The following is a 12,620-nucleotide window of genomic DNA, read 5'->3' on the forward strand; positions in this document are numbered from 1 at the left end:
GCGCCCTCCGAGAATGGGCCTATGCAAAAGCCTATCCGACCTCACAACGCCGCGCCCTCGAACTGCCGGTCTGGCTGCATAGATACAACTGGCATCGGCCACACGGTGGGATAAAATCACAAACACCCATCAGTCGCCTCGCTCTGTCCGAGGACAACCTGTTGAGGCTCCACAACTAGTCAATGACCAGTTCCATAAGGATCCTGGTCATGAAAGTGCTTCTCGTGTTTGCCCATCCTGAACCGCGCTCGCTCAACGCCGCCTTGCGCGACGTCGCCATCAAGGCGCTCGAGGCCGAAGGCCACGAGGTGTGGGTGTCGGACCTCTATGCCGAACGCTGGAAAGCCCAGGTCGATCTCGGCGACTTCCCGGAGCTGGCTTCCGAGGCGCGGCTCAAGGTGCCCGCCGCGTCGGGCGAGGGCTTCGCGGCCGGCGCGCTGACCGACGACGTCAAGGCCGAGCAGGACAAGCTATTGTGGGCGGATGTGCTCATCCTGCAATTTCCGCTGTGGTGGTTTTCGATGCCGGCGATCCTCAAAGGCTGGGTCGACCGGGTGTTCGCCCGCGGCTTCGCCTACGGCGTCGGCGAGCACAGCGACAGCAAATGGGGCGACCGTTACGGCGAGGGGGTCTTCGCCGGCAAGCGCGCGATGCTGGTCGTCACCACCGGGGGATGGCAGCAGCACTACGGGCCGCGCGGCGTGAACGGGCCGATCGACGACCTGCTATTTCCGATCAACCACGGCATTCTGTTTTATCCGGGCTACGACGTGCTGCCGCCGTTCGTGGTGCACAGCGCGGATCGCATCAAAGAGAGCGGGTTCGAGGCGATCGCCGAAGATCTGCGCGAGCGGATGCGGACGCTGGCGACCACGCCGCCGCTCGCTTATCGGCCGCAGAACGGCGGCGACTATCTGATTCCGAACTGCGAACTGCGCCCCGGACTGGGCGAGCCCGGCGCGAGCGGTTTTGCGCTTCACATCCGGCCTGCGGCAGCCGTCGTGGAGGTTGTCGTCGGCGACGCGCAGCGCGCCGTCTGATCAGACCGCGACGTTGTCGATCAGCCGGGTGGTGCCGATGGTTGCCGCCACCAGCAGCCGGATCGGGCCGTCCTTGCGCGAGGCGATAGGCGCCAGCGTCTCGGCGTGGCGGGCTTCGAGATAGTCCAGCTTGAAGCCGGCCGCGGTGATCGTCGCGGCGGCCTCGGCCAGCGCCGGCGCCAGCTTGTCGCCGCCCCGGATCCGCTTCGCGGCTTTTTTCAGGCCACGATATAGCGCCGGCGCGCTGCCGCGGTGCTCGGGCGACAAATAGCGGTTGCGCGACGACATCGCGAGCCCGTCGCGCTCACGGACGATCTGCACGCCCAGCACCTTGACCCCGAGATCGAGGTCGCGGGCCATCCGCGTCACCACCCGCAACTGCTGAAAATCCTTCTCGCCGAACAGCGCGAGGTCCGGTCGCACCTGGGCGAACAGCTTGCCGACCACGGTGGTGACGCCGCCGAAGAATTGCGGCCGGAACCAATCCTCGAGCCCGACCAGCGCCGGGCCCTCGGTGAGGATCTTGCTGGCGAAGCCGGCCGGATACATCGTCTTGGCATCCGGGTTCCAGATCAGGTCGACGTTTTCGGCAGCGAGCCGGGCCAAATCGGCCTTCCAGGTCCGCGGGTAGGCGGCAAAATCCTCGTTCGGGGCAAACTGCGCCGGATTGACGAAGATCGACACCGCGACCTTGCTGGCGCGGCGCTTCGCCAGCCGAACCAGCGAGACGTGGCCGTCGTGCAGCGCGCCCATGGTGGGAACCAGCGCCAGGCTGGCGTGACGGCTACGCAGCGTATCCAGCGCGCGGCGCAGCGCCGGCAGGGTGCGGACGATAACGGGAGAACGGGACATTGCGACTCGATTGTGCAGGGACGGCGGGAGCCAAGTCTAACAAGTTGGGTACGGCACCGCCAATCTTGCGTGCCGGATTCATCATCGCGCGCGCCGCCGCGCTCCGCGAACGCCGTTCGATCGGCAGGTCCAGCCGCGCACCAGCCGCGCCGCCGCGATCGCCCGCGAGAACAGAGAGCTAAGAATTTGCGTTGATTTATCGCAACCTTGGACGGCAATGCATTAGTTATGCTCGCAAGCGCTGCACGGCGACAAGATCAGTTCGCATCGCGCGCCTCTGCTAAGCATGTTTCAGCATTATGACGGTGTGCACAGGAAAGTGCCTTGGCAGCTAATCTTTGTTCGTCTTGCCGGTCGCCCGCCCGCTATAATAGGTATAATAGATCTTCAGCACGATCGGTTGATGGGACCCGGACGAGGCGTTTCGCCGATCAGGATCGCAGATGAAACGCGGAATTTACATTCTGGGTTCGCTTTGCTTGGTGTTCGCCGCGGCGTATTTCACCGCGAGCAAATGGGCGATCCGCCACGAAACCCTGACCTTCTACGACGCCGCGCGAAGCCGGCCGGTGGAGGTCGACATCGCGGTGCGCCGCGACCGTGAAATGCAGTCGGCGGCAGGAATGCTGAAACTGCCGATCGCGATCCTCAACCACGGCAACACCGTCAAATTCACCGAGTATTCGTTCCTGGCCAATCTGTTCGCCGCGCGCGGCTACATGGCGGTGAGCATCCAGCACGACCTCGACACCGACGCGCCTTTAGTGACCAATGTCGGCGAACCCTATGTCGGCCGGCTGCCGGTGTACCAGCGCGGCATCGCCAACATCAATTTCGCGATCGATCGGCTGAAGACCATCCAGCCGAATTCGGACTACGACCATCTCACCATGGTCGGGCATTCCAACGGCGGCGACATTTCGATGTATTTCGCCAAGATCAATCCGGATCGGATCACCAAGGTGGTGACGCTGGACAATCTGCGGGTGCCGTTCATGATCGACGGCAGGTTCAAGATCCTGTCGTTCCGCTCCACCGATCCGGTGTTCAAGGCCGATCCGGGCGTGGTTCCGGACACCGAGATCTGCGAAAAGGCCGGCATCACCGTGGTCAAGACCGAGTTCCAGCACGTCGAGATGAGCGACCGCGGGCCGGCCAAGGTCAAGACCAACATCCAGGGCGTGCTCGACAAGTTCCTGCAGGACAGCGAGCCGGCGCCGGCGCAGGCCCCGCCGCCGTCGGTGATGCAGACCGGGCGCTGGGCGGACGCCAAGACCGTCGCCCACGGTCATGGCCATTGAACGCCTGACGATCCGACGCGGGCGCGCGACACATTGACCGCGCGGCGGCCACTCTCCACATAAGCTCCCGCATGACACGCCAACCGACGCAACCTCCTTCGCGACCGCCGGCCTCGCGCGCCGGCGCACTGCCGGACAGCACGATGTCGCCCTCCGAGGAGATCGCGGCGTTTGTCGCCAAGGCGCGGGCGATGTCGCCGCATGCCGCCGGCGCCAGGGGGCGGCTGGTGTTCGCGCTCGACGCCACCATGAGCCGGCAGCCGACCTGGGACATGGCCTGCAGCCTGCAGGCGGAGATGTTCCGCGAGGCCGCAGCGCTCGGCAGCCTGGACATCCGGCTGGTGTATTATCGCGGCATGAACGAGTGCCGCGCCAGCGGCTGGATCTCGGATTCCGCCAAACTGGCCGCGCTGATGGGCAAGATCGATTGCCGCGGCGGCAACACCCAGATCGGCAAGGTGCTGTCGGAAGCCCGCCGCGATGCCGTGGCCGCGGGCGTGCGCGCGGTGGTGTTCGTCGGCGACGCGATGGAAGAGTCGGCCGATCAGCTTTGCGTCAAGGCCGGCGAGTTGGGGCTGCTCAAGGTGCCGGTGTTCCTGTTCCAGGAAGGTCATGACGCCGCCGCCGAACAGACCTTCCGCGAGATCGCGCGGCTCACCGGCGGGGCATGGTGCCGGTTCGATCCGGGCGCCGCGACGCAATTGCGCGACTTGCTGCGCGCCGCCGCGGCCTATGCCGCCGGCGGCCGCGAGGCCTTGCAGCGGCTGTCGAGAACCGACGGCGGCGCGGCCAAGCTGCTTGACCAGATGAAGTGAGCGCGCGCCGGACGCGGCTGCACAAAGCGGTGCATTTGCCGTCGGCCCGCACTATATGGGGGCCATGCCCACGCTGATCGCCGGCGTCGTCGCCGTCATAGTGCTGTATTCGCTGCTGCAGATGTTCCGGGCCGCCAACCCGGCGGTGCTGGCACGTGGCATCAAGATCGGCGGCGGCGTGGTGACGCTGGCGGTGGCCGCGTTCACCGGGGTCAAGGGCGAACTGGCGGTGGCGATTCCGCTCGGCATCTTCGGCGCCGGGCTGCTCGGCTGGGCGCCGTTCGGCTCCAGCGCGTTCGGCAATCTCGGCACGCTGTTCGGATCGTGGGGACAGCGCTCCGCGGGGCAGACCTCGCGGGTGGTGTCGCGCTACATCGAGATGAGTCTCGACCACGACAGCGGCGCCCTGAGCGGCCGTTTCCTGGCCGGCCCCTATGCCGGCCGCTCGCTCGACGAGTTCGATCTGCCGCAACTGGCGGCGCTGATTCCGTCGTTCGATGCCGAGAGCTGTGCGCTACTTGAAAGCTATCTTGACCGCCGGTTTCCCGCTTGGCGACAAAACGCGCAGGGCGAGGGGGCAGGGGGGCAGAGCCGCCAGACGTCGAGCGGCAAAATGACGGACGAGGAGGCCTATCAGATCCTTGGCCTGAAGCCGGGTGCGGGGCGCGCCGAAATCGGGCAAGCCCACCGTACGCTCATGAAGAAACTGCATCCCGACCAAGGGGGGTCGACGTACCTTGCCGCCCGCGTAAACGCGGCCAAGGATACTTTGCTTCGCACTCATCGCAGCTAACTCCAGCACGCTACATACGCTACCGACTGCGAGTTGCTTCTGGTCTCTGTTCAACGCCCCGGGGCCGCCCGCCGTTTGCCGGCGTGGTCAGCCCTCCGGATCCGTTGTATCGGCCAATCCTTGATGAGTGGTTTTCAGCGGATAAATTTTATCGGTCGTCAACCATGACCGACCGCGTCTGCGCTGACACATGCCCGGTACCGGCGCGCAAGCCGGCAGCCGCGCGTCGCGTGAGACGGCGCCGGCCGCCGGCGCTTGGCGTCGTCAGTTCCTGATGGTGATGCAGGAAATCTCGGTGCGTTTCAGCGCGCGACACACCGCCTCGGCCTGGTCGCGGTCGAGGCCGGCGAAGCGGGCGCGATACAGCTTCTTCTCGCCCTTGGCGACCGTCTCGGTGAACGGCTCTGCCTTGGCCAGCGTGCCGCGGGCCTGGTCGCGCGCCGCGTCGAGCCGGTGGCGGGCTTCGGTTTCGCTTTCCAGCGCGCCGACCTGGACGATCCAGCCGCTATGCGCCGCGGGCTTCACCGCGCCGTTCTGCTGAACCGCCTGCGGTTGTCCGCGCGACGGATCGGCATAGGCCATCGCCTGCGATGAGGGGGCGCCGGCGGCGGAGGCCGGCAGAACGCCGAGCACGCCCTGACCTGTGCCGTGGTTGAGCGGCTGCGGCGGCATCATCGGCCGCGACGGCTCGGCGCGATCCGCCTTGGCGATCATCGACCCCGAGGTTTCGGCCACTTCGCTACGCGCCGGGATGGCGCTGGTGATCGGCGGCGCCGACGGCGACGGGCCGGCGGAGGCCAGTTTGATCGGTCCGGCCTTGACCTGCACCGTCTTCACCCGGACCGGCTTCATCGGCTCGTTGGCGCCGGGAATCGAGGCCTGCTGCTGCGATTGAACGACCCCGCTGTTGAGCGGGCCGGCTTCCGGCTTCTGGGCCGGCTGCGGTTGCGCCGGCGGGATCAGCGATCGCGCGGCCGCGGGGCGCGGGCCGCTGACCTCGGGCGTCGCCGAGGCGACCTGCACCGGGGCCTGAACGGCGCCTTGCGCCTGGACCGTCTTGGTCGGGCGATCGTCCGCTTCGTCCTCGGCGACGTCGGCATTGGCCTCGGCGCCGCTGCGCTCGGCGATCGCGGCGACGGTGTGCCGGGTCGACGCCTTGTCCAGATTTTCGGCGAGCAAATTGCGCATGATGGCGTCGCGCGAACCGCCGCTGCGGCCGCCCAGCACCACGCCGACCAGATAGCGGTTGCCGCGGTGCATGGAGGTCACGAGATTGAAGCCGGAGGCGCGGGTATAGCCGGTCTTGATGCCGTCGACGCCTTCGACACTGCCCACCAGCCGGTTATGATTGCGGATCGCGTTGCCGTGATAGTTGAAAACGCTGGTCGAGAAGAACCGATAATAGCGCGGGAAGCGCTCCTGGATGGCGCGGCCGAGCGTGGCCTGATCGCGCGCGGTGGTGACCTGGTCGTCGTCGGGAAGGCCGGAGGCGTTGCGGTACACCGTCCGCGTCATGCCGAGCGAGCGGGCCTTCTTGGTCATCAGCTTGGCGAAGTCGCCTTCGTCCCCGGCAATCGCTTCGGAGATCACCACGGCGGCGTCGTTGGCGGAACGCGTCACCAGCGCCTTGATGGCGTCCTCGACGCGGATGGTCTGGCCGGGGCGCAGGCCGAGCTTGGTCGGGGCCTGGACCGAGGCGTGTTCAGAGACGTCCATTTCGCTGTCGAGCTGCATCTTGCCGGATTCGAGACGCTCGAACAGCAAGTACAAGGTCATGATCTTGGTCAGCGACGCCGGGTGGCGCAGCCCGTCGGGATTGTTGGCGGCGAGGATGTCGCCGGAATTGCCGTCGACCATGATCGAGGCAAAGGCCGGGTTGTAGCTTTCCGTCGCGGCGTGATGGCGGACATGGTGGCGCGCATGGTGACGGCGGGCATCGGCGGAGTTGGTGGTGGTGATCACGACCGCTGTGACGGTGGCCAGCCCGAGCACGCAGACCCGCAGGGCGCGCGAAACTGAGGTGATGCGATGCATAAACGTCCCCGTCCGATTCTTAGTACATCAACGGTCCGTGAGGCTAAATTAAGCCCGACGCCCGCCGACCGTGCTGCAGGTTGCGTCGTGTTCGGTCCGCCGGCCCGGCAAGGTTTGTCACAGTTTCCGGCTAACTGGCTGTGTCCACGCGACTATTTATCTCAACGCGACATTCCAAGGGCAGGTTAGGCTGGCTGAGTTTCGAAAAGGTTAACCAACTGTTGCACGGCATCGTTGAATTGACCCTATACCCGACTTGTGCAGTGCACAATATTCTTGACATTATTGTGCGGCGCACTATGTTCGCCTGGTGAAAAGCCGGGCCGCCCGGCGATAACAGTCTGGGAAAGGACTCGATCATGGCCAACATTGAAGAGATCCAGCAGTACGGCAAAGAGCAGCTTGATACCGCCATTGCCTCGGCGAGTGGCGTGCAGAAGAGCTATCAGGCGATCGCCACTGCGGTCGGCGACTACACCAAGAAGTCGTTCGAGGACGGCAACGCCTTCGTCGAGAAGCTGTCGGCGGTCAAATCGATCGACAAGGCGATCGAGTTGCAAACCGAATACGCCAAAGCCACCTACGAGACCTTCGTCGCCGAGTCGCAGAAGATCGCCGGCCTCTACACCGATCTGGCCAAGCAGAGCTTCAAGCCGCTCGAGAGCCTCGCTGCGAAATTCGTGCCGGCCGCGCGCTAATCCAATTTCATTTCTGTTGAATGCAAAAGCCCGGCCGCAACGACGGCCGGGCTTTTTGTTGCCTGAGGTGCAAACGCTATTGCGCCAGCCGCAGCTTGGTCAGCGACGAGCCGATCGACTGGAATGCCACCTCGATCTGGTCGGCGGTGGTCGACTGGTAGAACTGCCCGTCATTGGCGCATGATTTCAGCACCGCCGAATCCGGGTCATTGGTGGTGTTGACCTGGATGGTATAGATCGTGACGCTGCCATTGGCGGCATTCTTGATGTTGTCGCACAGCGTCTTCTGTCGGTCGTCAACCTGGGACGCGTAGTCTGATCCGTTGCCGTACCAATAATCGATGGTGTTTTGTCCGTCAGATAACAAGATGATGGCGTCGGTGTATTTGTAGTCGGCGTCCTTGGCGGGCGTATTGAGTGGATTGCCCTGCTGCAGCGCCATCCACGCCCAGTGCATGCCGATCGCCTGATTGGTGCCGCCGTTGGCCGCCAGATTGTTGATTTTGCCTTTCAGCGTCGCATCATTGGTGGAGCTGTCGGATTCGTTGGCATCATAAGCCGCGGTCATCGGCAGGATCGACGAACTGCAGGCTGAGTAATTCTTGGCCACGAACAGCGTCGCCGGGTCTGTCGTGGTCGGTGTGGCCTTGGTGGTGTCGTTGTCGGCGGTGTGGTTCAGGTCGCGATCGGTGACGCAGCCCTGCCAGGTCGTGGTTCGGGTTTCGGTCCAGGTCTTTCCTCTCGCCGTGCATGTGCTTGCGGTGGAGTATAGTAAGCTGCTGCAGGTGCCGAAGAAGGTCCAGGTCTTGTTCGCAGCTTTGCACAAGGCGGCGGTGGGATAGCTGGAGCTGCTGCAGCTGCCGTAGTCGCTGACGTCGTAATTCCTGTTGCTGGTATTAGTCAGCCGCGCATGCCAATCCAGCCAGGTGGCGGCGATATTGGTTTTCCCGACATTGACCATCTGATTGAATGGGATGATCGAGATGTAGACGTCGGCGGTCTGGGTTGCCGACGCCTTCAACGTGTCGATCAGTTTTTTGGCCGCCGACTTCATTGCTGTCAATTTGCCGTTCTTATCCATTGAGCCGGTGACGTCGAGCGCCATCGCCACGCGCAGCCGGGTTGCGCCCCAGCTCGAGGTCGAGCTGGCCGCGAACGGCAGTGCCGTGAAGCCGGCGACCTTCAGGAAGGTTGTCGGCAGACTGCCGGAGGTGTTCATCACGATGGTCGAGGTGCCATCGGCGGACTTCGCCGTGTAAGTCGCCGTGACGGTGATATTGTTGATGCCCGTGCTGGTGTACAGCGCGTTGAAGTACTTTTGCGCTGTGGCCTGGATGTCGCCGGCGGTGATGACGCCGGCCGCATAATCCTTCGACACCATCAGCGTGGCGGAATCCGCGGCGGCCTGCATCGCCGAGCGGGCCGCGGTGGCCTGGCTGTAGTCGACGGCGACGCCGACGAAACTGATCAAGGGGATGACGGCGATGCCGAACAGCACCGCGATGTTGCCATTTTCGGCTGACCGAAAAGCCCTGGCCGCGCGGCGCAGCCGGCGAAGAGGTGAGGCGAGAGGCATGGCTTTTCCTGAATTCCGGTTCTTTGCGGTCATTTCGGGCGCATGCGATGAAGGCGGGGTAAAGATGTGCTGCAAAACAACGTTAATTGCCGTAGAATTCCGAGGTGAAACGGGGCGGCGGTTCGGCCATTGTCAACGCCGGATGAATCGCCGATGGCTGATTCGGCGAAGTCGCCCCGGTTCCCGTTAACTTTCGGCCGGCGCCGCCGTCGCGCTGCCGGGAAGCGCTCCCCGTGACATTCCGGAATCGCTTTAAATCTCTGTGCTTGCGGCCAAGCTGATGCTGACCCATATTCACGCCATCCGATCCAGTCGGCGGATCGGCCGCTGCCGTTGAGCGGCTCCCAAGAGGCTGGTTAGAACGCAATCGAGGGCCATATTGGGGGGCGCCTGCGGTTTGCCGTCAGTTGCCTCCCTGGATTTCGAACGCCTAAACATGCTGCACGCGACGTCACATCGAGCATATTCGCCCTTCAATCGGTCTGCGACGCAGCACCGCCTTTGCTCCGCTCCGCGTATGGGCAATGACGAGGGCCGCTCCGGCGGTCCCGGCAACCCGGCAACCTCGGTCATCACCAAGGTCAAGCCGAAGACCAAGCGTCCCAATCTGTATCGCGTGTTGATCCTGAACGACGATTACACGCCGATGGAATTCGTCGTGCATGTGTTGGAGAAGTTCTTCCAGATGGATGTCGAAGCCGCCACCCAGGTGATGTTGCACGTGCATCATCATGGCATCGGCGAGTGCGGCGTGTTCACCTATGAGATCGCCGAAACAAAAGTAACGCAGGTGATGGATTTTGCCCGCAAGCACCAGCACCCTCTACAGTGCGTGATGGAAAAGAAGTGACGCGGCCGGGATCGCTGCAATCTCGGAACGGGTCTTGCATTGATTGTTTTCGGCGGGCTGGACCTAAGCTCCGCGCTCGGCCCGCGCGGAACCGGACTTTCGCCAAGAGGTTGGATGACTATATGAGCAAGGTTGTTGTTGCCTGACCAAGCAACGGCGGCCATGATAGGCGGGGGCCACAGAGGACGAGAATGCCAACATTTTCCCAGAGCCTTGAGCAATCCCTGCACCGCGCCCTCGCGATCGCGAACGAGCGCCATCATCAATATGCGACGCTCGAGCATTTGCTGCTCTCGCTGGTGGACGATTCCGATGCCGCGGCGGTGATGCGGGCCTGCAGCGTCGATCTCGACAAGTTGCGCACCAGCCTCGTCAATTATCTCGAGACCGAATTCGAGAACCTGGTGACCGACGGCGCCGACGATGCCAAGCCGACCGCCGGTTTCCAGCGGGTGATCCAGCGCGCGGTGATCCACGTGCAGTCGTCCGGCCGCGAAGAAGTCACCGGCGCCAACGTGCTGATCGCGATCTTCGCCGAGCGCGAAAGCCACGCCGCGTATTTCCTGCAGGAGCAGGACATGACGCGTTACGACGCCGTCAATTATATCAGCCATGGCATCGCCAAGCGGCCCGGAGTGTCCGAGGCGCGGCCGGTGCGCGGGGTTGATGAGGAAACCGAGACCAAGGGTGGCGACGACTCGAAAAAGAAAGGTGACGCTTTGGACACCTATTGCGTCAACCTCAACAAGAAGGCCCGCGACGGCAAGATCGATCCGGTGATCGGCCGTAACGTCGAAATCAACCGCGCGATCCAGGTGCTGTGTCGCCGGCAGAAGAACAATCCGCTGTTCGTCGGCGAAGCCGGGGTCGGCAAGACCGCGATCGCCGAGGGTCTCGCCAAGCGCATCGTCGACTCGGAAGTGCCCGAGGTGCTCGCCGCCGCGACGGTGTTCTCGCTCGACATGGGCACGCTGCTCGCCGGCACGCGCTATCGCGGCGACTTCGAAGAACGCCTGAAGCAGGTGCTGAAGGAGCTGGAAGCACATCCCAACGCCATCCTGTTCATCGACGAGATCCACACCGTGATCGGCGCCGGCGCCACCTCCGGCGGTGCGATGGATGCCTCTAATCTGCTCAAGCCTGCCCTCGCATCGGGCACCATCCGCTGCATGGGATCGACCACCTATAAGGAATACCGCCAGCACTTCGAGAAGGACCGCGCGCTGGTGCGGCGCTTCCAGAAGATCGACGTCAACGAGCCGACCGTCGAGGACGCGATCGCGATCCTCAAGGGGCTGAAGCCGTATTTCGAGGACTACCACAAGCTGAAATACACCAACGAGGCGATCGAGTCGGCGGTGCAGCTGTCATCGCGCTACATCCACGACCGCAAGCTGCCCGACAAGGCGATCGACGTGATCGACGAATCCGGCGCGGCGCAGATGCTGGTGGCGGAGAACAAGCGCAAGAAGACCATCGGCATCAAGGAAATCGAGGCCACAGTGGCGACCATGGCGCGGATTCCGCCGAAGAGCGTCTCGAAGGACGACGCCGAAGTGCTGAAGCATCTCGAAACCACCTTGAAGCGCGTGGTGTTCGGGCAGGACAAGGCGATCGAGGCCTTGGCGGCGTCGATCAAGCTGGCGCGCGCCGGCTTGCGCGAGCCGGAGAAGCCGATCGGCTCCTATCTGTTCTCCGGCCCGACCGGCGTCGGCAAGACCGAAGTGGCCAAGCAGCTCGCGGCCTCGCTCGGCGTCGAGCTGATCCGCTTCGACATGTCGGAATACATGGAGCGCCACACCGTGTCGCGGCTGATCGGCGCGCCTCCGGGCTATGTCGGCTTCGACCAGGGCGGCTTGCTCACCGATGGCGTCGATCAGCACCCGCATTGCGTGGTGCTGCTCGACGAAATCGAGAAGGCGCATCCCGACCTCTACAACGTGCTGTTGCAGATCATGGATCACGGCCGGCTGACCGACCATAACGGCAAGCAGGTCAACTTCCGCAACGTCATCCTGATCATGACGACCAATGCCGGCGCCGCCGATCTGGCCCGCCAGGCGTTCGGCTTCACCCGCAACAAGCGCGAAGGCGACGACCACGAGGCGATCAACCGGCAATTCGCGCCGGAATTCCGCAACCGTCTCGACGCCATCGTTTCGTTCGCGCACCTCAATGCCGACGTCATCGGCATGGTGGTGGAGAAGTTCGTGCTGCAGCTCGAGGCGCAGCTCGCCGATCGCGACGTCACCATCGAACTGTCGGAGCCCGCCAAGGCCTGGCTTGTGCAGCACGGCTATGACGAGCAGATGGGCGCGCGGCCGATGTCGCGGGTGATCCAGGAGCACATCAAGAAGCCGCTGGCCGACGAGGTGCTGTTCGGCAAGCTGAAGGGCGGCGGCCATGTCCGTGTCGTTCTGGTCAAGGACGAAGCGGTGCCGGGTGTCGAACTGGAGAAGATCGGCTTCGAATATCTCGAAGGCCCGGTGACGCCGAAGCCGGAGAAGCTGCCCGGCGCGCGCAAGCGCAGCGCCTCGCGCAAGCCGAAATCCGGCGGCGGCTCCGACGGGCCGTCCTCGAAGGGGCCGCTGGTCAAGGTTTGATCGGCAGACCGCACTCGCGACGAGTGAATGCGACGGGGCCGGCGAGCGATCGCCGGCC

The 12,620-nt window shown here is 64.1% G+C and carries 11 protein-coding genes; 8 read left to right on the forward strand and 3 right to left on the reverse strand.

The annotated features are described in order from the left end of the window. Window positions 1-179: integrase core domain-containing protein (locus VGC77_RS04415; protein WP_331170415.1), on the forward strand; the 179-nt coding region annotated here is incomplete at its 5' end. 30 nt (window positions 180-209) lie between these two features. Beyond that, window positions 210-1,040 carry an NAD(P)H-dependent oxidoreductase gene (locus VGC77_RS04420; RefSeq protein ID WP_331170358.1) on the forward strand — a complete coding sequence of 277 codons (831 nt, stop codon included), beginning with the start codon at window positions 210-212 and terminating at the stop codon, window positions 1,038-1,040. Here the strand turns inward: VGC77_RS04420 and panC are convergent, their stop codons facing one another. Next, on the reverse strand, window positions 1,041-1,892 hold the full coding sequence (gene panC / locus VGC77_RS04425) for a pantoate--beta-alanine ligase (protein ID WP_331170359.1): 852 nt from the start codon (window positions 1,890-1,892) through the stop codon (window positions 1,041-1,043). Between the two features lie 443 nt (window positions 1,893-2,335). Between panC and VGC77_RS04430 the strand changes: the two genes are divergently transcribed. From VGC77_RS04430 to VGC77_RS04440, 3 genes are all read left to right on the forward strand, one after another. Then, window positions 2,336-3,193: an alpha/beta hydrolase gene (locus tag VGC77_RS04430; protein ID WP_331170360.1), complete on the forward strand. Its 858-nt coding sequence runs from the start codon at window positions 2,336-2,338 to the stop codon at window positions 3,191-3,193. Between the two features lie 71 nt (window positions 3,194-3,264). After that, window positions 3,265-4,008 carry a VWA domain-containing protein gene (locus VGC77_RS04435; protein WP_331170361.1) on the forward strand — a complete coding sequence of 248 codons (744 nt, stop codon included), beginning with the start codon at window positions 3,265-3,267 and terminating at the stop codon, window positions 4,006-4,008. A gap of 64 nt (window positions 4,009-4,072) precedes the next feature. Continuing rightward, on the forward strand, window positions 4,073-4,801 hold the full coding sequence (locus VGC77_RS04440; RefSeq protein ID WP_331170362.1) for a DnaJ domain-containing protein: 729 nt from the start codon (window positions 4,073-4,075) through the stop codon (window positions 4,799-4,801). A 264-nt stretch (window positions 4,802-5,065) separates the two neighbouring features. Here VGC77_RS04440 and VGC77_RS04445 read toward each other — a convergent pair whose 3' ends face one another. Beyond that, a complete protein-coding gene (locus VGC77_RS04445) occupies window positions 5,066-6,835 on the reverse strand; it encodes a serine hydrolase (protein ID WP_331170363.1) in 1,770 nt (589 codons plus the stop codon). 359 nt (window positions 6,836-7,194) lie between these two features. Here VGC77_RS04445 and VGC77_RS04450 point away from each other — a divergent pair, with 359 nt between their 5' ends. Then, window positions 7,195-7,533 (forward strand): phasin family protein, encoded by a 339-nt coding sequence (locus VGC77_RS04450; RefSeq protein ID WP_331170364.1) that lies wholly within the window; start codon window positions 7,195-7,197, stop codon window positions 7,531-7,533. A 76-nt stretch (window positions 7,534-7,609) separates the two neighbouring features. Here VGC77_RS04450 and VGC77_RS04455 read toward each other — a convergent pair whose 3' ends face one another. Beyond that, complete coding sequence (locus VGC77_RS04455) at window positions 7,610-9,109, reverse strand: pilus assembly protein TadG-related protein (protein WP_331170365.1); 1,500 nt, start codon at window positions 9,107-9,109, stop codon at window positions 7,610-7,612. A 517-nt stretch (window positions 9,110-9,626) separates the two neighbouring features. Between VGC77_RS04455 and clpS the strand changes: the two genes are divergently transcribed. Together clpS and clpA are read left to right on the forward strand one after the other, a co-directional pair. Continuing rightward, window positions 9,627-9,959: an ATP-dependent Clp protease adapter ClpS gene (clpS, locus tag VGC77_RS04460; RefSeq protein WP_184256736.1), complete on the forward strand. Its 333-nt coding sequence runs from the start codon at window positions 9,627-9,629 to the stop codon at window positions 9,957-9,959. A gap of 191 nt (window positions 9,960-10,150) precedes the next feature. After that, window positions 10,151-12,562: an ATP-dependent Clp protease ATP-binding subunit ClpA gene (gene clpA, locus VGC77_RS04465; RefSeq protein ID WP_331170366.1), complete on the forward strand. Its 2,412-nt coding sequence runs from the start codon at window positions 10,151-10,153 to the stop codon at window positions 12,560-12,562. Window positions 12,563-12,620 lie beyond the last annotated feature (58 nt).

The organism is Rhodopseudomonas sp. (assembly GCF_036404135.1).
In the GTDB taxonomy this organism is placed as follows: domain Bacteria; phylum Pseudomonadota; class Alphaproteobacteria; order Rhizobiales; family Xanthobacteraceae; genus Rhodopseudomonas_A.